At 42.2% G+C, this 22,353-nt stretch carries 20 protein-coding genes and 1 tRNA gene; 5 read left to right on the top strand and 16 right to left on the bottom strand.

What is annotated here, in order from left to right; genetic code table 11:
- Positions 1 to 730: 730 nt before the first annotated feature.
- Positions 731 to 2,062, bottom strand: coding sequence for an N-acetylmuramoyl-L-alanine amidase (locus JL57_RS20190; protein ID WP_034143775.1), 1,332 nt, complete (start codon positions 2,060 to 2,062; stop codon positions 731 to 733).
- A gap of 201 nt (positions 2,063 to 2,263) precedes the next feature.
- Between JL57_RS20190 and JL57_RS20185 the strand changes: the two genes are divergently transcribed.
- Positions 2,264 to 3,274, top strand: a complete 1,011-nt coding sequence (locus JL57_RS20185; RefSeq protein WP_291300332.1) for a cell wall-binding repeat-containing protein — start codon at positions 2,264 to 2,266, stop codon at positions 3,272 to 3,274.
- A 240-nt stretch (positions 3,275 to 3,514) separates the two neighbouring features.
- Here the strand turns inward: JL57_RS20185 and JL57_RS34995 are convergent, their stop codons facing one another.
- From JL57_RS34995 to JL57_RS20165, 8 genes are all read right to left on the bottom strand, one after another.
- Positions 3,515 to 3,676 carry a hypothetical protein gene (locus tag JL57_RS34995; protein WP_291300331.1) on the bottom strand — a complete coding sequence of 54 codons (162 nt, stop codon included), beginning with the start codon at positions 3,674 to 3,676 and terminating at the stop codon, positions 3,515 to 3,517.
- A gap of 95 nt (positions 3,677 to 3,771) precedes the next feature.
- Entirely contained in the window at positions 3,772 to 4,110 is a 339-nt protein-coding gene (locus JL57_RS34990) for a WD40 repeat domain-containing protein (protein ID WP_291300330.1), read from the bottom strand.
- Positions 4,111 to 4,290: 180 nt separating this feature from the next.
- Positions 4,291 to 5,712, bottom strand: a complete 1,422-nt coding sequence (locus JL57_RS20180; protein ID WP_034143774.1) for a phosphomannomutase/phosphoglucomutase — start codon at positions 5,710 to 5,712, stop codon at positions 4,291 to 4,293.
- Between the two features lie 392 nt (positions 5,713 to 6,104).
- The gene (locus tag JL57_RS20175; protein ID WP_034143773.1) at positions 6,105 to 6,881 is read right to left on the bottom strand and encodes a hypothetical protein; all 777 of its coding nucleotides are present in this window, start codon (positions 6,879 to 6,881) and stop codon (positions 6,105 to 6,107) included.
- A 351-nt stretch (positions 6,882 to 7,232) separates the two neighbouring features.
- Positions 7,233 to 7,475 (bottom strand): methyl-accepting chemotaxis protein, encoded by a 243-nt coding sequence (locus JL57_RS34985; protein ID WP_291300333.1) that lies wholly within the window; start codon positions 7,473 to 7,475, stop codon positions 7,233 to 7,235.
- Positions 7,476 to 7,631: 156 nt separating this feature from the next.
- Positions 7,632 to 8,768 (bottom strand): methyl-accepting chemotaxis protein, encoded by a 1,137-nt coding sequence (locus JL57_RS34980; RefSeq protein ID WP_291300329.1) that lies wholly within the window; start codon positions 8,766 to 8,768, stop codon positions 7,632 to 7,634.
- Positions 8,769 to 8,770: 2 nt separating this feature from the next.
- Positions 8,771 to 9,049 carry a hypothetical protein gene (locus JL57_RS34975; RefSeq protein WP_291300328.1) on the bottom strand — a complete coding sequence of 93 codons (279 nt, stop codon included), beginning with the start codon at positions 9,047 to 9,049 and terminating at the stop codon, positions 8,771 to 8,773.
- 528 nt (positions 9,050 to 9,577) lie between these two features.
- A tRNA-Thr gene (locus JL57_RS20165) sits at positions 9,578 to 9,652 on the bottom strand.
- A 128-nt stretch (positions 9,653 to 9,780) separates the two neighbouring features.
- Here JL57_RS20165 and JL57_RS20160 point away from each other — a divergent pair.
- The 4 genes from JL57_RS20160 (at position 9,781) to murC (ending at position 14,485) form a co-directional block, all read left to right on the top strand.
- On the top strand, positions 9,781 to 10,899 hold the full coding sequence (locus tag JL57_RS20160; RefSeq protein WP_034143772.1) for a hydrogenase small subunit: 1,119 nt from the start codon (positions 9,781 to 9,783) through the stop codon (positions 10,897 to 10,899).
- A gap of 7 nt (positions 10,900 to 10,906) precedes the next feature.
- Entirely contained in the window at positions 10,907 to 12,310 is a 1,404-nt protein-coding gene (locus JL57_RS20155; RefSeq protein ID WP_291300327.1) for a nickel-dependent hydrogenase large subunit, read from the top strand.
- 78 nt (positions 12,311 to 12,388) lie between these two features.
- Positions 12,389 to 13,042 (top strand): cytochrome b/b6 domain-containing protein, encoded by a 654-nt coding sequence (locus JL57_RS20150; protein ID WP_291300326.1) that lies wholly within the window; start codon positions 12,389 to 12,391, stop codon positions 13,040 to 13,042.
- A gap of 90 nt (positions 13,043 to 13,132) precedes the next feature.
- Complete coding sequence (gene murC / locus JL57_RS20145; RefSeq protein ID WP_034143770.1) at positions 13,133 to 14,485, top strand: UDP-N-acetylmuramate--L-alanine ligase; 1,353 nt, start codon at positions 13,133 to 13,135, stop codon at positions 14,483 to 14,485.
- Between the two features lie 99 nt (positions 14,486 to 14,584).
- On the opposite strand, the gene JL57_RS20140 is transcribed toward murC, so the two are convergent.
- The 7 genes from JL57_RS20140 to JL57_RS20105 all read right to left on the bottom strand — a co-directional run.
- Positions 14,585 to 15,139 (bottom strand): 5' nucleotidase, NT5C type, encoded by a 555-nt coding sequence (locus tag JL57_RS20140; RefSeq protein WP_034143769.1) that lies wholly within the window; start codon positions 15,137 to 15,139, stop codon positions 14,585 to 14,587.
- A 1-nt stretch (position 15,140) separates the two neighbouring features.
- On the bottom strand, positions 15,141 to 15,914 hold the full coding sequence (gene nadE / locus JL57_RS20135; protein ID WP_034143768.1) for an NAD(+) synthase: 774 nt from the start codon (positions 15,912 to 15,914) through the stop codon (positions 15,141 to 15,143).
- Between the two features lies 1 nt (position 15,915).
- Positions 15,916 to 17,373: a nicotinate phosphoribosyltransferase gene (locus JL57_RS20130; protein WP_034143767.1), complete on the bottom strand. Its 1,458-nt coding sequence runs from the start codon at positions 17,371 to 17,373 to the stop codon at positions 15,916 to 15,918.
- A 525-nt stretch (positions 17,374 to 17,898) separates the two neighbouring features.
- Positions 17,899 to 19,281: an argininosuccinate lyase gene (gene argH / locus JL57_RS20125; protein ID WP_034143766.1), complete on the bottom strand. Its 1,383-nt coding sequence runs from the start codon at positions 19,279 to 19,281 to the stop codon at positions 17,899 to 17,901.
- 332 nt (positions 19,282 to 19,613) lie between these two features.
- Positions 19,614 to 20,822 (bottom strand): argininosuccinate synthase, encoded by a 1,209-nt coding sequence (locus JL57_RS20120; protein ID WP_034143765.1) that lies wholly within the window; start codon positions 20,820 to 20,822, stop codon positions 19,614 to 19,616.
- A gap of 38 nt (positions 20,823 to 20,860) precedes the next feature.
- Complete coding sequence (argF, locus tag JL57_RS20115) at positions 20,861 to 21,805, bottom strand: ornithine carbamoyltransferase (protein WP_034143764.1); 945 nt, start codon at positions 21,803 to 21,805, stop codon at positions 20,861 to 20,863.
- Between the two features lie 368 nt (positions 21,806 to 22,173).
- Positions 22,174 to 22,353: hypothetical protein (locus tag JL57_RS20105; protein WP_034140940.1), on the bottom strand; the 180-nt coding region annotated here is incomplete at its 5' end.

Raw genomic sequence — 22,353 nt, 5'->3', positions numbered from 1 at the left:
CTCCATCTGCTTTCACAAACTTCTACGGTACTACGAGTTAGTCGGACTTCCTATATTGCATTTGCTCATCTTGCTCATTCCCTTGCTTGACTTCGCATACTGATTTCTCAGACATTATAGGACCTCAGCTGTTCTATTAGCATATTTATCATCAAACTCGCCAAGCCCTAAGACCCCGGAAGAGCTATATAAATCTCACCTATACGATTTATATAGTATTGTCTGCTACCGACATGACGGTATCGACCTCTTCTTTTAGATAATAATTTCGTGGCTCAATAGCTTCACTTTCGTTTCGGCTCGTTTGCTCCCCGCCCTACGCTTAAACCTAATGTTACCATTTTGGCTCCAAGGAACTAGGTACAGGCTACTGGTTAGGTATTACCTGATAGGATTTCCCTACTATATGTTAATAGCTTACTAATGAAAACAGAATTGCTTCCATTTCCAAGAGGAAACATCACGCAATTGCGTGCTGCTTCGCAGCTCGCACCACTCAGTCATTATAGCATAATAGAATCGATCAAGATTATAAATATATGCAAATAAGCAAAAGGAAACAAGGGGACAGGTGCGCTGTTTCTTCTTCGAGAAACAAGGATAGACGAAACAAAGATGAAACAGAGGGACAGGTTTGGTTGTTTTTCTTCGAAACAACCAACCTTCACTCTGTTTTCTTCGGCAAAATTTCTACTGCAAACTTTCGTATCTGAAGACCGGTTGTTCAGCTTTAGCTGAAGGGGTCACTGTTTTTCCCTTTAAAGTAATCCAGAATAACTTGAAATATCTTTCTTAATAGATACGTTTCACCACTGTCAGAACTAATTTCTTCCCCAGCGATATTCTCATAGATCTTAACCACTTCCTCGCCGTACTCTTTCCCCGGGACTACCCAATTCCCATTCAGATCTTCCCAGTTCGGACAACTTCCCCTCTTTACCAAATCGAAACGGGGATCGACCTTTAGAATTCCTACAGGCAACGGGTCAATTGAAGCGTACGCAAATAGATGCTCTAAATGGGCCAATACCCCTTCTTTCTGTGTAGAAAAGGACGCTCCTGGAACCCCTCCACCGACGGCTCCAATTCCAGCAAAGTTGTTTTGCTCCGCCTTTACATCTCCACTGAATTTGAGGTAACCAGTTTCTTTAATCATTTGAGCCACTGCGTAACCCCATCGTATTCCTAGTAGTTCCCCCTGACTCTTGTAAAGGGGAACAATATCCGGAGCATAGGGATTATGCTTCATCAAAAACTGACGGCATTGCTCTAGCGTGATGGTCTCCATGCCCATAATCGGAGTTTTCTGGGTTGCCAGGGATGCCACATATTCAAAAACGTTTACAGCATCCGTTGTTCGCTGTACAACTCCCTTTGTTGATTGGCCACTATCGACCGCTTCTTTGACTACCGTGATCGCACTTTCTTGAGAGCTTAACGCCATGGTTTGCCTACCATCTAAAATGACACGGTACATGACATTAGCGATTGGCGGGCCTGGAACTGGTTCCTTGTATTGAACCCCAAAATAATCACAGATTCCTTTAGCATGGGCAACTGCCAGGGACTGACGAAAATTCGGTTCTTTTACCTTTGCAATATCCTTAATATTATCGATAAATCCATTTTCCGTTAAAATTGCCGGCATACTTGTTTCCCTCAGTACCAACACATTCTGTGTCTTTACTCCACGATTTGCCCAGCCTCCGACTTGAACAAGATAAGGTAAAACCTTGTTCGCTGCCGTTTCCGCACGTCCACCCCTCCCACTAATGAGCACTTCTACTCCTGTACCACCGCCTGCGTTAATGTGCACTGAAATGAATAGATCTGCTTTGGCTTCCTCCGCTATCTTAACTCGAGTAGACAGATCTCCGTTTAGGGCGCTTAGATACCCAGGCGCATAATCTCCCTCGCGAGTAAGAATGCATTTTATTCCATTGTACTCAAGTATAGATCTGAGTTTAAGGCAAATGTCCAGAGCAAGGTCTTTCTCATATAATCCGTTACCGACTGCTCCCGTATCATAACCTCCATGCCCTGGATCAATACATAGTATCATCTCAACCCCCCCTTTCCTCATACTATTCAAGGTGGTTGGACAAGGTTCTATTGAATCTTAGGCTTTCGTGTCACTTCAGAAATACTTATTTATTAAACTTCAGGGAGGATACAGGGAGGATATGGAGAATAAGTTTATATGTGCATTTTGGTATGTTTTGACGCATCAGGGCCAAAACAAAAGAAAGTGGGGAACGTATATATGAAAAAGAGATTTGTGTTTATTCTTATTTTTATGTTTATGTTTGTAGTTTCATTTACTTTAAATGTTTATGCGTCATCCACTAAAAGACTGGCCGGGGAGACTAGATACGACACCTCTGCCTCTATTGCCCGTGATGGCTGGAAACAATCTAATTATGCTATTTTAGCTTATGGTGAAAACTATCCTGATGCCCTAGGCGTGGTGCCTCTTGCTAAAAAATATGATGCTCCAATAGTATTAACCAATGGAACGAACTTACCAACGGTTTCGAAAGAAACCTTAATTGACCTGCAGGTTAAAAATGTCTTTATTATTGGAGGTACTGCCGTGATACCTTCATCGATCGATGCTGAATTACAGTCCATGGAAATCATTGTGACCCGTATTGCAGGTCAAGACCGATATGATACCGCCATTAAAGTAGCACAACAGCTTCCTTCTCCAACTGAAATTTTTGTTACTACAGGTGAAGATTTTCCCGATGCTCTGTCCCTTGCACCGATTGCCGCCTTAAAACAAGTACCCATCATACTCGTGCCTAAAGACTATCTGCCAGATTCGGTAAAAGCTTATCTTTCAGCAAACGAAATCATTAAAACATTTGTTGTGGGTAATTCAGACATTATTGAGGATAGTATCATTAATCAATTTCCTGGTTCAGAAAGAATAATTGGGGTTAATAGATACGCTCGTAATATTAATGTTAATGAAAAATTTGACCACTTATTCAGTTCCCCAGATATAAGCATAGCAACGGGTGAAGGATTTGCTGATGCAATAACAGGAGCAGCTTATGCAGCAAAGCAAGGAATGCCTATTGTTTTAGTCAATGATGATCCACTAGCGTATACCAGAATATTTACTGTCCATAAGCTTAATACGGACAATCCCAATAATGGTGATGCTTATGTTTTCGGAGGGCAAATCGTGGTCCCTGATAACGTTGTTGCTTATTTGTATACACTTCCCGCTACCGACCAACCAAACAGACCTATGGGCACCTACTAATTTAGTTGCGAGGGCTATTTCCAGTAACGAAATAACGCTTCAATGGGATAAAGTTAGTGATGCCGATTATTATTACGTTTATCTCAGTAACGATGACAAAACATTTATCCCCACATGGAGTTATGATGGTAGCAAAATCCAAAATAAGTGGTTACCCGGATACTCCTTCAAGTTGTACGTTACAGACTCTAACACCTGGTCTTTTAAGGTGACTGCTGTTAAAAATAAGGTCGAATCAGTTTATAGCAGCGTCAAAAGCGCAACAACTAGCACTGTCGCACCCATAACACCTATCACGCCCATTGTACCAAGAATTAACACCGCTCCGGTTACTCCGGCTACTCCAGTTACCCCTGTTACTCCCGTTACTCCCGACAGTATTGAAAGCAGTATTGATGACAAATCATCTGATGCTTAGACCAGGAAAATCCCTTAGGCCCTTTTTCAGTTGCAATAAGGTGCATTGGATGGCCATTACATCTCTAATACTAGAAAACTTAGACCCCGCAAATCATGCGGGGTCTAAGTTTTCTATGGATCCGATGGTCGGAATCGAACCGACGACCTTTCTCCCATGAACACTCACGGGATAGTGAATTGTTAACGCTCCATTTTCGTATCGTACTATCCTCGGAAGAAGAGTAAATATTTTTAAAATCTTCACTATAGATAGCACTGAATACATTGGCCTTATGCCCCAGATAGGTAACGGCACTCTTACTCTCTAGATCCCATTCCTTAACTGTCTTATCTCCTGAGGTTGAAAGTAGTTTTTTACCGTCACTATTTAAGCTGATTGTGTAAACACTATTCAAGTGACCTTCATATATGTGCAAACACTTACCTGTTAAAACGAGTGAACTTGTTCAACTAGTTGAACATCGAGACTTCGGTGATGAAAGCTCACGATCCTTAACGAATGCTAACGCCCTCTACTGGAGGCTTCCGTCACCGAATCATAGCATGGGTAAACTCCCACGTACAACAGGAAGTGGGAGTTTAAGCGGTGGATTAAACTAGTCTTCCAAGTCGTTCTGCCATTCGGGGTCCACTTCTTTAAACTGGCTTAGTTTTTCTTTAAATATCTGTCGGATTTCAAATAATCTTTCTTTAGTTTTAGCCTCAAAAATTAGAACTAGTTCAGGTAAGTTAGATGACGCCCTAACTAAACCCCACCCATCTGCAAATACGACTCTTGCGCCGTTAATGTCAATAACATTATCTCCGTATTCCTTCTTAAAGTCAGAGACAACTTGTTCTATAACTTTATACTTTACTGTATCTGCACAATGAGCTTTAATTTCTGGAGATGTAAAATATTGTGGCAAATCTTCAACAATTTCCGATAGCGACTTTTTCACATGAGAAATATATTCAACGAGTTTAGCGGCAGCAAAAATTGCATCGTCGAAACCATAATAATCATCTCCCATAAAGATGTGTCCACTTCGTTCGCCAGCAAGCTCGGCTTCTTCAGAATGCATTTTGGCTTTAATATACGAATGACCAGTTTTCCACATTATTGGAATTCCACCACGTTTAGTAATATCATCGATTAGGCCTTGTGTACACTTGACATCAAACACAATTTTGGCGCCCTTTTTTCTTTCCAAAAGTTGCCTTGCTAAAATGATCAGGATTTTATCACTCCAAATATTTTCACCATTTTGGTCGACTACTCCTATGCGGTCACCATCACCGTCAAATGAAATACCTATATCCGCTTTGATGTAAGGGTGAAGGACCATCTCGGCTAAACGTTTACGTCCCACTAAATCCGAAGGGTTGGGGAAATAATGCGGGTAACTTGTGTCCGGATCGCAATTCAACTGGAACGTAGTGCATCCAATATCTTGGAAAACCTCATAAGCAAATAACCCAGCTCCACCATTTCCAGCATCGATTACGACTCGTGGTGCGTAGTCTGATTCGATATGTATCCGACTAGTAATAGCCTCGATATAAGCGTCACGAACCGATACTTCGCTCCTTGTACCAGGTTTTTCCTTGCTAGTAAAATCCTGGCTTTCAATAATTTTGTAAAGTTCTTTTACTTCATCAGGTCCAATCGTTTTGGAGTATCCGTGGCCCAATTTGAAACCAGACCATCCGTTTGGGTTGTGACTAGCCGTTATCATCATTACTCCAGGACTTTTTAAGTGATACTGTGCAAAATAAGCCACAGGACTAAGGCTTAGTCCAACATCAAAAACCTCAAAGCCCATTTTTACAAACGTATTAATAGCGACTTCTGCAAATCTTTCAGAATAACTTCGATTGTCGTACCCAACTACGACCCGATTAATGGAAGCTCTATCTAAGAAAGTGGAAAACGCTTTAGTAATTAAAGCTACACTTTCGTCGTTTAATTCCTCTTCGCTTACCCGACCCCTTATATCATATTCACGAAACATACTCTTGAAGTTATCAGAAAACATAATTCACGCTCCTTAAAAACTTTATTATATTCGGTTCAGACACACATACTCAGCTTATATTAATTAACTAAATTATACCAGTAATGTTATATGAACACAAACATAACCCAAGCGATCTCAATATCATCAGCCTGTCTAAAATGGTGATTCGAACTAGTATAACATAGCACTCATCGACATCATTTATAGACCGATTTTCGTTTCTGTCAAAAGATGATTTAGTTGAAGTAAATAAAAATGACTCCCACCTTTTCCGATGAAAGCCAAAAGTTTGCAATTACTTAGATATGTAGATTTTCATGATTTTCTATACTCACCTTTATCTTTCTGCCATTTTTAATTCTTGACTCGGAACTGGCTTATGTTTAATGCAAATAGTTTGCGTTCGTTACTTAATGCAACGCTACTAATTCTGAATCATATATATTAGTTTCAAATAGAGTTCCTCCCCATTTTCTATATCTGATTCCCCATAATAAATCGAAATAAATTGCATGAAAATTGATTTTATGAATACTAGAAATCTCTTTTGCCTGTTCAGTAATTATTTTTTGCAAATAATAATATGCTCTATTGCAGGTTAAATCGCCAAACGTAGAATTCGGAGATACCCCTACACTATCAAGTTGATTTTTTGCAAACAATTTACTCGCAAAAATCTGTGAATCTAACGGAATAAACAAATAGTTTAATAATCTATTTCTATGCTCATCAAGTTCAAGTGACATACAAACCAAATGCTCAATCAGTAAATCAACAGGTTTTCTTAATCTATTAAATGACATGAATCTGTCTTTAAGAACATTCCTTGCTAAATAGGTCTTCAGTTCATTAGTAATACAAATTTCTAGACTATCTAGTTCTTGTTGAGAATGGATTTTTTTTAAGTTACTTAAGATATAATCTTTATGTATTCTTAAATATTCATATAATAAATATTTAGGCCCAAATTTTGATTTTTTATCTATTCGCTCGAATGCCCTTAGTGTATTTGAATCAACAGCACACATTTTCTTTTTTCTTCCTCTTTTATCCCTCGCAATTTCTCCGTCTCTATCATTTATATATATACCGTAAACAATATCATCATAACCATATAAAGATGTGGGATTTAAAAAGACTGTTTGTGCTCTAGTAAATATTTTGTAAACAACATCATTATTTATCACAATTAAATCACTCCTCTTACTTCGATTCTATAAAATGCCAATAATTAAATAATTCATGTGTTATTATTAACACTTGTATATAACACCTTACCATTCCCTTTTCAATCCTATTCTACGTTTACACTTTGGATTCCTCTATTTTCAGAATTTTCAACCAAATTTTCTGTTGCTCGCTAAAAGTCCGCTTGACATTAATTCAAGCGGTTTAAGTTAGATAGAGTGAGCACAATTTAGCTTCCTTTTCATCATTGACGAGGGTAGCTGTGAATGAATACTACAATTGACCTCGTTATCACATCAATTAGAATAGGATAAGGAACCCCTCATTCGATTATGTGAACGAGGGGTTTCTTATCCTGGTGAACCTGAAGTTATCGGCACTTTAGATTTAGGGTTTAGATTTGAAACTTTCCCTGTTTCCATCAATCCAACTGCACGTTCGGTTTCGTGCTGAATATTGCTGATCAGGGTGGAAATCTGAGAAGCAGACATTGAAGACTGTTCAGCCAGCTTACGCACTTCTTCAGCGACTACAGCGAAACCTCTGCCTTGATCTCCAGCCCGTGCAGCTTCTATCGCAGCATTTACGGACAGTAGGTTAGTTTGAGACGCGATACCAGTAATGACATCAATAAATTTGCCCGATCTGGTTAGATTGTTCTCCTAACTTAGAAATAACTTCAGCTGTTTGGTCTGTAACCTCACGGATCTTCTCAATCTTCTGCACGGCATTTTCTGCTTGAAGAGCACCTAACTCTGCGGCTTGGGCTGCCTTACCACTACTATGACTAACATTCTCCGCATTAACGGCGACTTGTTGAGCGTTGGTAGACATTTGCTTATCATTTCGCCTGTCTTTCCTACTGAGATTGCCTGCTCGGATGCTCCCGAAGCAAGTTGCCCAAGTATACCAGCGACTTGATCACTTGCTGCAGTCGCTTCTTGAGCTGCAGCTGATAATTCTTCGCTCGTGGCACCCAGAGTACTGGCCGTATCGTTAACTTCCGCAACAATGCTATGAATATCACCTATAAACCGATTGAAATGCTGAGAAAGTTTTCCTACTTCATCGTTAGATACAATGTTCAAGCGTTTTGTTAGGTCACCATCCCCTTGTGAGATGTCCTTTAAAACTTCACTTGTATGTACAATAGACTTAGTTATGCTTCCAGAAACAATGAAAATGACTAAACCAATCGCAAATATTGCAATCAAAGCAACAATGATTGAGAAATTCCGAATGGAGTTTGCTTGCTCTAAAATCGTTGTCATTGGAACGGTGACTGCCAACGACCATGGTGTCGTCGTTTGACCAATGGCCACAGGCACGTACAATCTGTAATACTCACTATTTGATATGGTATAACTTTCAGCAGTTTTGATAGCTGCTTTAGCCTCTTGATCATCTACGTCCTTGCCTACTTTTTCCACATCTAGGTTTGAAACATACTTTCCATCATTAGACACAAGACTTGCATACCCTGTTTTGAATGGCTTTATATCCAAAATCATATTTTGAATTGTTTCTAAAGCGATTTCAACCCCTGCTACTCCTAGTATTTCATTGTTACCGTCGATCAATATAGGTTTTACTAAGCTAGTAACGAGAACTTCTTCACCATTCACTTTGTACTGGTATGGTTCGATAATAGTTTCTTTCTGAGTTCTTTTAGGAATTAAGTAATAGTCCCCTGCTCCAGGTGTTTCATAGTCAGTAAGAGGCTCTAATTTGATATCTCCTGCCCCCCTATTCCAATAAGGGATAAATCGACCCGTTGCATCATATCCTGGTTGATTTACATAATCGGCGTCTTTTCCATCGAGTAAATTTGGCTCCCATAAGGTCCAGGTCGCTAGAAAAAGAGGGTTATCTTTTAAGACGTTCACAATCATGAATTCATCGTTGCTCGATCAGTGTTGTTAGCTTCCTTAAGTCCTTTAAACGTTGAACCTAAAGTTCTAACCGAGTTCATAGGAACATTTAATTCATTCGTAACTTGATTTGCATATTCATTTGCTGCATGCGCTACTGTCTCGTATGCTGCGGTCTTAGCCATTTCAACTGATCTCGTTGATACTAGTAAAATAACGCAAATAAATGACACTAAGACGACAAAACCTGTTGAAAATAGTATTTTGTTCCTTAACTTCAAATCTTTTACTGACATTCAAAATTCCCCTTTCAATATTTACAGCACAATAATTGTACTAAGTTATTCTATAACAGAATTTACACTAAGAATTTCCCTGTAAAAAGTTAAAGCAATTACTTTGTGCAAAAAAGTATCAAACATAAGCTAAAGCTATTAAGATAACATAAAGTTAATAGTATGAATAAGTAAGTTAAATAATTAGTGTCTAATTTATAAACAAACTAAAATCTTATAAGTCACCGATATTATGATCATTTCACAGTATTGAGCGTCTCATCTAGTTAGGGGTAGTTAGTAGATGATTACAATATTTTCTCTTAGCGTAAAAACTAACAACTTGAATCTCATCCATCTAATTCATCCTCCCAAAATACACGCAGAAACGTAGTATAATATAATAATACATAATCTAACAAATATTTTGACAATTTTTGATCTTCTCATTAGTCTATATCCACAACGCTGTTGCAACGTTACGGGCAAAAACAAAATAGTTACAAAACGCAAAAACCCCGCAATCGCTTGCGGGGTCTCGTTTCCCTATGGAGCCGATGGTCGGAATCGAACCGACGACCTGCTCATTACGAGTGAGCTGCTCTACCTCTGAGCCACATCGGCATTTCATGGACGATAGTAATCTTACTCCATTTTTGCAATTTCGTCAAATATTATTTTTTGCAAAAGTAATTGATTTTAGGGTTTATCTGTGTGTTTCTGGAAATAATACCCTCTCAAGGGGGGATTGCATGCTAAGTCGACGGGACTTTTTAAAATTAGCCATCCAGGGAGCCATTATGGGTAACTTTTTTGAGCTCCTTGCCCCACCCCTAGCCCAAGCAGTCGGCGCGGGTGAGGTTAATAAACTTCCTGTGGTGATGATTGAGACAGGCACTTGTACTGGAGATAGTATCTCCCTTGATAATATATGGACGCCAACGTTTTCAGATATCCTCAGCAACATTGTCGATTGGCGCTATGATTGGAGTATGATGCAGGCTCACGGAGAAGTGACCTACCAAGTCCTTCAAGAAACTTACGAGAAAATGCCCCATGAATATATTTTGATCGTCCAAGGTTCCATGATCCAGCGTGACAACGGTCACTATAACCATGTGGCCTACGATAATGGCAGGCTAATTACTGGGCTAGAACTGGTTCGTTGCCTTGGTCTCAAGGCCAAATACGTAGTGGCTATTGGCAGCTGCGCCACTTACGGAGGCCCAGTTGCCGGTTATCCTAATCCAAGTCAAGCGACTGGAGTACAGAACATTCTTCCCGAACGAAGGGTTATTAACGTTTCCGGATGCCCTGCCCATCCGGATTGGATTATGGGGACCCTACTCCACTTAGCCTTATACGGTGAACCTGAACTTGAAAAATTCGGAAGACCCAAACTTTTTTATGGAGAAACCGTGCATAACCGTTGCCCTCGAAGGCGCGACTATGATCAGGGGATTTTCGCTACAGAAATCGGACAAAAGGAATGTCTATTTCGAGTCGGCTGTAAAGGACCTGTCACCTATGCCGACTGCCCGATTCGCCGTTGGAACGACCGTATCAATTGGCCCATTGGCTGCAACACGCCCTGCATCGGATGTACTGAGCCCGGTTACCCTGACTTGATGTCGCCGTTTACCGCTCACCTACCCGATATCCCCTTCCCTGGCGGGACAAAGGTTGCCACTGATGCGGTCGGACTTGGAGTTTTAGGATTAACCTCAGTTGCTCTAGTAGGGCATGTTGCCTCCTCTCTTTATAATGGTCGGCTCCAAAAGAATTTACTAAAATCCACCGTCAAGGCTCCGAATCGACCTTCTGTTAAAAAGGTCAAGTCCTTTCATCGGTATTGGCTCAAGAAAACTTAATTTAGGAGTGAACATTCTGGAGAAGAAAACAATCTTTCCTGTTTCACGCATTCACAATCCCATGTTATTGGAGGCTTGGCTCGAAGACGGGGAAATCAAAGACGCCTTTATTTCTGATACTCTCTATCGAGGATTCGAGCAAATTTTAATAGGTCGCTCGGCCATGGATATGCCTTATTACACCCAACGCATTTGCGGTATTTGTTCCTCCGCACATGCTATTACAGCAGCACTGGCTGTTGAGCAGGCTTTAGGGATGCAAATTCCTCCCAATGGACTGTTAGTTCGCAATCTGATCTTGGTCAGTGATTTTATTCAGAATCATATTCGTCATATTTACCTCTATACTCTACCCGATTACTTCCGAGGCCCGGATATTGCTCCGTTTATTCCTCATTCCGAATCCGACCTCCGTTTATCCAGTCAGGAAAATGTAAGAATAACCGAACACTATTTTAAAGCCTTAGAAGTATCTCGTGTTGCCCATGCTGCCTTCGCAGTCTTCGGAGGCAAGGCCCCTCATGGTCATGGACTTGTTCCCGGTGGTGCTAGTATGGAAGTTGATGCCGATAAGGTAAATCGTTACCGTGGGTATTTAATGGAGGTCATGAGCTTTATTGACAACGTCTTACTTCCCGATGTTAAACTGATCATGGAGCGTTACCCTGAGTACATCAACCTTGGTAAAGGGATCGGGAATTACTTGTCAATGGGGGGGTTTCCAAATCCTGAAGGAAGCACTCTTTTTTCCGAAGGAGTATCTCTGCAAGGAGAACGGGAAAGTTTTGATGAAAAAAAGGTGACCGAAGACGTAACAAATGCTTGGTACAAACCCCACGGTCCTCTACACCCTATGGAAGAAGATACTGTCCCCGACCGCAGCCAGGTCAAAGGTTACTCTTGGGTTAAATCTCCTCGTTACCGCGGTCAACCTGTTGAAGTAGGCCCTTTGGCACGGGCTATTATCAACAAAGAACCCGTCATCGGTTATGGTGCCCTTGCCCGGACATGGGTACGCGCACTTGAACTCAAAAAGATTACCAAAACTGCTCTAGAATGGCTCAATCGTCTCGAACCTGGGGCAGCAACACTTGATACAAAAATAGGACAGGATTCCGGGGTAGGTATCGGACTCCATGAAGCCATGCGCGGTGCCTTAGGACATTGGATATCTGTGAAAAATGGGCGTGTCAAACATTATCAAATCGTTACCCCGTCTGCCCTGAACTTTGGTTCAAGGGATGAAGCTGGAACCCGTAGTGTTGGGGAGTCATCCTTACTTGGTTTAAAAATCCAATCGGAGGACCTTAAGGAAGCGGGTCGAATCATTCGCTCCTTTGATCCCTGCTTTTCTTGTAGTGTCCATATCATTGACGGTGAGAATTTATATGCTCTTAAAATCCAAGTCTGACTGAAATAAATATGGGGATCACCCCCTTAAATCGTCATGAATAATCGTATACTTAATGAGAGTAAGGTAACATTATCTATGAAGCAACCATCTAAGATGAGAAAGCCCGTCCTGAAACAGCTCAAACGAGCCTCTATCAAGGGTGAGATGGTACTTTCTCAGCCGATATGGGTAAGAATCTTTCACTGGGGGTTCACGGTCAGTCTGACTGTAATTCTCCTATCTGGCCTTGAATTACATAAACCGGCGAATTTTTTAAATATTAACTATGGTAAAGTGTTAATAGCGCACCTAGCCTTTTCTTGGTTTGCCCTGGGATTTCTTGCGCTAAGAATTGCAGATGCCCTGATCCGCCGAGATAATTCATTGATTCCAAAGACTCACGACATCAAGCGTTTTCCTAAGCTGATGGCCTATTATTTCTTCCTTCGTTCTGATCCCCCGCCCCATAGAAAGTATAATAGCGGGCAATTGTTAATCTATTTCTCGTGGCTCCTGCTTTTTTTGGTTGCTAGTCTCCTTGGTTTAGCCTCCTATTGGCAAGGAAAGCATCTGATTTGGGTTTGGCATATGGTAGGAGGTTTCCAAATCCTTCGCTGGATTAAGTTTGTTATTACGATTTATTTTCTAGCTACGATCCCTGTTCATATTTATCTTAGTTTAACGGAAGATCTCAGCCGTCTTCAGGCGATGGTCACTGGTTATGAACGAAAACCGCCCAATAACAGTTAGTCAAAATTTTCCTAGAATAAAATGATACTTTTCAGCTCAAGTTTGGGTATAATGAAAGGTAGAGTTTATACATGAAAGGGACGATATGCTTTGGCATTACATATTCATTTTGTAGGTATCAAAGGGACCGGGATGAGCGCTCTCGCTCAAATCAGTGTCCAGCTTGAAGATGCCACAATAACGGGGTCTGACGTAGAAGAAAGTTTTTATACCGACCTTGTCCTAGAACGCGCTCATATTCCCGTTTTGGGTTTTTCTCCTGAAAACGTTGAAAAGGCAGACTTAGTGGTCATCTCTGCAGCCTATACAAATCAGCACCCAGAAATTGCTCGGGCCCTAGAGTTAAATATCCCGATCTTGACCTATCCGCAATATCTCGGGCGCTTACTCGCCAAAAAGCGTGGTATTTCTGTCACTGGAACCCACGGTAAAACCACAACCACTGCTATGATAGGGCTCGTTATGCTCCAAACCGGATTGGATCCAACCATCGTTGTCGGAAGTGATGTGCCGAGTATTGGCGGGAATGCGCATTGCGGAAAAGGCGACTTTTTTTTAGCGGAGTCTTGTGAATATCGGCGCCATTTTCTTAATTACTCTCCCGAACACCTCATTATCACTAACCTAGAATTTGATCATCCGGATTATTTTAAGGATCTTGAAGATGTTATCTCTGCGTTTACTGAACTAGCCAGCAAGGTTCCCGAGTACGGTCATATCTATGTCTGGGCTGAGGACCCTAATAGGGAGGCCATTAAAGGATCCGCACCCATTACAACTTTCGGAATCTCGGAATCTGCGGATATCCGGGCCACAGAGATCAAGTTCAAAGACGAAAAAAGCTCCATGAAAATCATGGTTAAAGGGCAATATATGGGAGATCTGAATCTCAATGTCTCTGGTAAACACAACATTATCAATGCCTTAGCAACTATTGCCGTGTGCCGGGAAATTGGAATCCCCTTGGATCAAATTTTAGCTTGCTTAAGACTTTTTAGTGGAACAAAACGACGGTTTGAACATATTGGTAGTAACACCAATGGGGCAATGATTGTCGATGACTATGCTCATCATCCTACGGAAATCCGCACGACCTTGGAAGGAGCACGGCTTTCCTTTCCCGATCGACGCATTCGCGCTATTTTTCAACCGCATACCTTTAGTCGCACAGAGAAACTTTTACTTGAATTCTCTCAAGCCTTTCAGGGGGCTGACGAAGTTGTGATCGCGGATATTTTTGCATCGGCACGCGAGCAAGAACATTACACCGTGTCCTCCTTAAATTTAGCAGAATTGATTCAACTGCAAGGAGTTCAAGCCCGTTACATTGGTCCCTTGGATGACATCAGGGACTATCTTAATGAAACCATCGCACCTGAGGATCTCGTCCTTACTTTAGGGGCGGGAGATATCTATAAAGTCGGATTAGGGATTGTCAGCTGACACATCGAAGAGCCCTCCCATTAGTAGATCAACATCTACAATGGGAGGGCCTTTTTCTCTATGAAGACAGTTTCTTTATGTGTCTCCCTATTCATACTTCTATGGATTTAGTCGCCGTATTCCATCGAGAATTTCACCCCAGTTGTGACAGCGCGTAATGCCCGTAGAGAGTTCCTCTTGATTGTAACTAGCATTCAGTAAGAAGACTGGAACTCCACATTCAGCAATTAATTTGGCATTCACTTGATAATCCTCGATAAAGGCTTCAATGCCCCATTGTTTTACAAAATTTACTTTACTATCAAATCCAGTAAAGAGCACATGTTCATGATGGATTTCTTGCATCTTAAACCACTGTACGGTAAGATCCCTTTCTTCAAGTGCCCTAGCCGTTATATAAATCACCTCATGCCCATCCTGAAGAAGGGTTTCAATCCCTTGCTTGGCTCCAGGAATTGGATGGGGCATCATAAGTAACCGCTCTACATTACTGACAAAGAAATTGTTCATATCCTCTCTCGGAACATCAAACACTAAATGCATCTCGTAATCGTCAATCACAGCAATATTCTTACCATAGTGTTGATTCAGTTCTTCTAACCAAAATGGGTAACTATCGGAGACAACACCATCAATATCTACTCCAATACGCACGTTAGTCGATCCCCTTCAGCTTCGGAAGTTCAAGACTGGGAGGCAGATGGCGTTTATGTTCACTTTGGCGATGCAGAGTTTCCAGACGTTCTTGTACTTCAGGTGCGACCTGTTCTCCCAGTAAATAGCGATCGATCTGATCATAGGTTATCCCCAAATCCGTTTCATCCGTCTGTCCGGGCCAAAGTCCAGCAGTTGGTACACGTGTCGCAATTCTGCGGGGAAGGCCTAACATCCTTGCCCAAGCGCGTACTTCCGCTTTAGTAAGAGAGCTAATTGGCAAAAGATCCACGCCGCCATCGCCATATTTCGTGAAGTATCCAGTATAACTTTCCGGAGCATTATCCGTTCCCGCAACCAAATAATTCAAGGCATTGGCCACGGTATACAGCGTCGACATCCGTAAACGAGCCTTTAAATTTCCCTGACTCATTTTAGCCCCCACTACATCCCGTCCATTGAGTTTCAGACTCTTCAACACTTGATCGAAGATCTGTGTATGAGCATTACTCAGATCAACTTCCAGCGGTCTGATATCAAAACCCTCGGCAATCCACAGCGCATCTTCTTGGTCATCAGGATCTGAATGACAGGGCATAATCACTGCAACACAATTCTCTGGAAATGCATGTTTACAGAGTCCTGCGACAACAGCTGAATCAACCCCCCCGGACATTCCTACGACTAAACCTTTCGCGTTAGCTTCAGCGACCTTTTGGCGTAACCAGTCTACCGTTTGATTGATACGTTCTTGTAATTCTTCATCAGTCCACATTTTAGTCCACCCCTTGATTATTTGTTTTAATATCATTATGAATAGTTAAGAGTAATTGTTGTTTCATGTCAAAGAGTCCTTTCGACAAATCCACAATATAGCGGTGAGGATTCGTCAATCGCTTCACTTCATCCCAGAAAGTATCTAATTCTATTCGGGCATAAGCCTGAATATCGTTGAGGTTTGGCAATTCACAAACTCGTTTCCCGTTTTTGAAGACTGGGGTTAAGAGTTCTCTGGTCTCAAAATTTGTTAAGGTTTTTCTTTTCCAGGTCTGAATGGGATCAAAAATCGTCAGCGGTTTTCCCTTATCAAAAACTTCATCTTCTAGTGCGATAACATCCGCCATTGCTTTTCCCGCTCGATCGTAGAAACGCACTACTTTTTTGATGCCAGGGTTAGTTATCTTGGAGATATTTTCAGAGACCTTAAGTCGAGGATGAAAAACACCCTGCTCTCCCTCAGCAGACAGCTTGTAAACTCCTCCTAATGAAGGCCAATCCTTCGATGTAATCAGATTGGTGCCCACCCCCCAAGCATTGATTGCAGCACCTTGAGCTCGAATGGCAAAAATAGTTTCTTCGTCTAAATCATTGGACGCCACGATGATCGCACGTTTAAGTCCTGCATCATCTAGCATACGTCGGGCTTCTCTGGACAAATACGTTAAATCTCCGCTATCTAAGCGGATGCCTTGAAAAGGATAGCCTTCTGCTTCTAACTCAAGCCCAACCTTAATCGCATTGGGCACCCCTGATTTAAGAACATTATACGTATCGACAAGCAACAAGCAGCGATTCGGAAAAGTACGCGCATAGGCTCGAAATGCCTCCAGCTCGGAAGGAAAGCACTGGATCCAACTGTGCGCTTGAGTTCCTGAAACAGGGATATGGTAGCGTTTACCTGCTAAGATATTCGAAGTCGATTGACAGCCCCCGATAAAGGCGGCACGTGCTCCTAAAACCCCCGCATCAGGTCCCTGGGCTCTGCGCAGACCAAACTCCATGACCGGGCCCCCCTCTGCGGCAGTGACCACCCGTGAAGCTTTTGTGGCAATCAAGGTCTCGAAATTGACTAAATTTAGAATTGTAGTCTCAAGGAGCTGAGTTTCAAAAATACGTCCTTTGACACGAATCAGTGGTTCATAGGGGAAAACCATAGTCCCTTCGGGTATTGCATCTATTTCCCCTGTAAAGCGGAAGTCACGCAGCTCTTTAAGAAATTGCTCATTAAACAGGTTTAGGCTCCTCAAATACGCTAAATCCTCTTCACTGAAGGAGAGATTCTCAATATATTCGACGACCTGTTCGAGCCCTGCGGCTAGTGCATATCCCCCTTTAAACGGTAACTCCCGAAAGAAGACATCAAAGACCGCTTCTTTATTTTGATATCCATTTGTCAAATAACCCTGCATCATTGTTAGTTGATAGAGATCTGTTAACATTGTTCGATTCTCCATTGATAATAGCCTCGCTTCACACTGCTTAATCATGTTGTCATCTATAACAGATAGCATGCAATTTCTTAATTAAATCATGCGTGAGAATTTCGACCTCTCGGTAAGATTTTCCTGCTTTATCCCTAAAATAAAAACCTAAAGGGAATGCCTCTAGGTTTCTATGATCGATTATGTCACGTTTTCTCGAATATAATCAAGAGTTATCCACAAGCCCACTTTAGTTTTCCACCCTTTATCCCTAGCTTATCCACCCAAAATCCGTTTCTCCGCGACGTTATCCACAGAGTTATCCACACTATACACAGGGGTTTTTTCGCTTATCTTTAAAGACCTAAGGATAAAGCCACTAATATAGTATGGTACAAACTCTGGTCAAACCCTATACGGGTATCTACTGTTATATTTGCCATTTTCTTATCTTACCCACAGGTGTCAGGTCTGTATGCTTAATTACTTCTAGATTAATTTAGTTAATTCCGTAATTCGAAATTCCCCCGCTACTTTGCTCGAGATTTTTCTGCACTGCTACCAGCTTAAGTTCTCCAACATTTGGCGACTTACTCGGATTCCTTCTGCAACAGTTTCGGGTGAAGGGCCGCCCTTAAGCTTTCGAGCACGGACGCAAAACTCGATTCCTATGGCTTCAAACAAATCCTCTTCAAAAATTGGGGAGAGCGCCTGATAGTCGCTTAAACTTAAGTCTTCCAACCCTATTTCTTGCTTACTGCAATGTAAAACAATCCGTCCCACTAGTTCATGGGCTTCACGGAAGGGCAGCCCTTTTTTGGCTAGGTAATCTGCGAGATCTGTGGCATTGGTAAAGCCACCTTTCGCCCCACGGGACAATGTATCCCGATGGATCTGCATCGTTCTGAGCATTGGTTCTACTATCAGTAAGCATTTCTGAATCGTATCTACTGTATCAAAAACTGGTTCTTTATCCTCTTGCATATCTTTGTTATAAGCAAGCGGAAGTCCTTTCATAACGGTTAATAGGGCCACTAAATCCCCATAAACTCGCCCTGTCTTCCCTCTTACTAATTCTGCTACGTCCGGGTTTTTCTTTTGGGGCATGATGCTTGACCCTGTAGAATAGGCATCATCCATAGAAATAAACTGAAATTCTCCGCTGGACCAGAGAACGAGTTCCTCACACATTCGGCTTAAATGCATCATCATGATTGAGGCGGCGGCTAAAAACTCAAGGGCAAAATCTCTGTCGCTCACTCCATCTAAACTGTTCAAGGTCACACCCTCAAACCCTAGTTCGAAGGCGGCCTTCTCTCTATCTAGTGGAAACGTCGTTCCAGCCATTGCTCCTGAACCGAGCGGTGAGAAATTTAGGCGTTTGCGGGTATCTTTGAGCCGATCGAGATCACGCAAAAACATTTGAACGTAGGCCATCATGTGATGGGCCATGGTAATCGGTTGTGCCTTCTGCATATGGGTATAGCCCGGCATCCATGTTTCGAGATGCTCCTCTGCCAAATTAAGCAGGGTATACAGTAGTTTCTCCACTAAAACCTTCGTCTGATCAATCTCCACTCTTAAATAAAGCCTTAGGTCTAACGCGACTTGATCATTTCGGCTTCGCCCTGTGTGGAGTTTTTTTCCCACTTGCCCAATTCGCTCAGTTAAAAGCTTCTCAACATTCATATGTATATCTTCAGCGCCGATCTCAAATTCTACTTTTCCCGTCTGGATATCATCTAAGATCCCAGCTAAACCCTCAATTAAATCCTTTGCTTCCTCTTCCGAGATAACCCCGACACTGCCAAGCATCCTAGCATGGGCTATACTTCCTTGAATATCTTGTTTGTATAAGCGTTGATCAAAACGTATTGAGGAATGAAAATCTTCCACCAATGCGTCCGTAGTTTTTTCGAAACGTCCGCCCCAAAGCTTCACGTTACATCTTCCTTTCAAGTTGTAATTCTATGCAATACAGCCTTCCAACCGCCAACTATTAAGCCTTCTCAGGTAGTGTTTTAACCTCGAACATCTTTTTCTAGTCATAGCGGCACTCCGCACCCTAACCTATTCATTCTCTGATGTTCAGCCGGGTATTAAGGGCCAGATAGTGTGAAGATAAGCGCCGGGTATCGGCGCTTATCTTTGTTTAGTTTCATTTAACTTCATTTGTCGGCGAAGGAGGTAGCCTCCACTTTACGATGCGTAAGTATTCGACAGGGGTTTAGCCCTTTGGCGTAAGTCTGATGTTCAGCTTTTGTTGAACAAGTTTACTTTCGTAAACCTGATTCCTTCTCCATTAAAGCTCTTACTTTTAACGGCAAACCGAAAAGGTTTATAAATCCGCTGGCATCCTTTTGGTCATATACCCCATCTTCTCCAAAGGTCGCATACGCTTCATTATAGAGGGAATAGGGTGATTTTGTACCTGCTAAGGAGCAATTGCCTTTATATAATTTCACGCGTACCGTGCCAGTGACGTTTTTCTGGGTTACATTAACAAAGGCATCTAAAGCTTCACGAAGCGGCGAATACCAAACTCCGTCATAGACTATCTCTGCATATTTTAAGGCGATTTGTTCTTTATAATGGAGTGTGAGACGGTCAAGTGTAAGATGTTCTAGGGCCTGATGCGCCATATAAAGGATCGTTCCCCCTGGAGTCTCATAGACACCACGAGATTTCATTCCGACAAGGCGGTTTTCTACCATATCGACGATTCCAACCCCATTTTTTCCACCTAATTCGTTGAGTGCTTCCAAGAGGGCCACGGGGGCAAGTTTCTGACCGTTCAATAAGGTAGGAACCCCTTGTTCAAAGCCAAGTTCGAGGTAAGTGGCCTCATTCGGCGCATCTTCCGGAGAAACGCCCATTAGGAATAGATCACGCTTAGGTTCATTCCAAGGGTTTTCGAGGTCTCCACCTTCATGGCTTAAATGCCAAAGGTTGCGATCCATGCTATACGGACGGTCTTTAGTTACCGGAACAGGAATTCCACGTGCCGCAGCATAATCAATGCAATCTTCACGAGACTTGAGATCCCAAATCCGCCAAGGCGCAATAATTTCTAAGTCTGGGTTCAGCGCTTTAACACTTAGCTCGAAACGCACTTGGTCGTTTCCTTTGCCGGTCGCGCCATGGGCAACAGCAACCGCCCCTTCCTTTTGCGCGATCTCCACTAAACGTCGAGCAATCAGAGGGCGGGCAAAGGAAGTCCCCAAAAGATATTTTCCTTCATAAACCGCTCCAGCCTTTAAAGTCTGAAAGATAAATTCCGAAACAAACTCCTCTCTCAGATCTTCAATATAGAGTTTGCTCGCACCGCTTTTAATCGCCTTTTCCTGAAGAGGAGCTAACTCTTCCCCTTGACCGAGATCCGCAGCCATTGCAATGACTTCATACCCATAGGTTTCTTTGAGCCAGGGTATAATAATGGATGTATCCAAACCACCAGAATAAGCTAAGACAACTTTTTTCATATTAAATCTCCCTTTTCTAAAATAATCTTAGGCAAGAATTACATTACTAAGGCCATAATCGCCTTTTGAGCATGCAGACGATTTTCTGCCTCATCAAAGACCACTGACTGAGCCCCTTCTATCACATCATCGGTAATTTCCTCCCCACGGTGTGCTGGAAGACAATGCAGTACAATGGCGGATGGATTTGCTATTTTCAGAGCGTTCGAATTGATCTGATACCCTTTAAACGCCGCCATTCTGACTTGGGCTTCTGCTTCTTGACCCATACTTGCCCATACATCTGTGTAAAGAACATCGGCACCTTTTATCGCCTCTAAAGGCTCATCCACGACTTCTACACATCCACCGTTATTCTTGGCATCTGCCTGGGCTAGGGCAACTATCTTGGGATCTGGCTTATATCCAGGCGGGGAAGCGATTACCACATGCAATCCCATCTTGGCACACCCAAACATCAGGGAATGAGCCATGTTGTTTCCATCTCCAACGTAGGCAAGCTTCAAGCCGGCTAGGCGTCCTTTATGCTCTTGAATGGTTATAAGGTCTGCCAATACCTGACAGGGATGCAACAGATCTGTGAGTCCATTAATGATCGGAATAGTAGAAAATTCAGCTAAATCTAAGACCTCTTGATGGCTGAACGTTCGAATCATAATCCCATCGACCATCCGCGAAAGAACACGTGCCGTATCAGCAATCGTTTCCCCTCTGCCCAGTTGAATATCTCGACCACTTAAAAAGAGCGCATGCCCCCCTAGTTGGTACATTCCCACTTCAAAGGAAACTCGGGTCCGTGTCGAAGACTTCGTAAAAATCATCCCCAAAGTCTTGCCTTGAAGCACATGACGGGGGCGTCCTGCTTTTTGCTCTGCTTTAAGTTCCCTAGCTACATCGATGATGCAGCTTAATTCATCTTGAGAAAAATCATGAAGCGAAATAAAGTCTCGTCCTTTAAAAATAGCTTGATCAATTTTTGTCATTCTTACCCACTCCTTCAATATGAATTATTATACATTCATATGTATAATAATTCAATACTAAAACCCTTGTTTTCTCAGTTTAACCTCTTATAATTTTTATATAGACCTGTAGGCTTAGTATAGTTTACTGCAGGATTAATAAGCTAATAGTGGTTGTTACAAAAAAGCAGGAACAGGCAAAAACAAACCCTGCAAGCGAACAAGCGTGTCACTCGTTTAGAAGTTTATACTCCTCCTAAAGCTCCCGAAAGACTTCTCGATACTGAAAAAGGATACGTCGCGAAAAAACACCCTAAAAAAGGATATAGTACTTCCTTGGTTCCATCTGGGGTTGGATTCCAAGACTTGCTTTTAGGATGCTCTGGTGCTTAAGCTGTGCGAAGAAGAACGAATTTTCGGTCATAAATAGCTTCTTCAGCAAGGCGTCGCAACTCTTGACTTCGTCCTTTAGGAACTAAGTATTCCTGGGCGTGGTGGATCATCCCCATAATTAAGCGGCTTAAATCAACGAGGCGAAGGTAGATCTCAACCCGTTTTTGCCCACGTAT

This window comes from Desulfosporosinus sp. BICA1-9, from assembly GCF_000802135.1.
The sequence above is the reverse complement of the archived record's forward strand: the minus strand, read 5'-3'. Positions and strand labels throughout refer to the sequence as shown.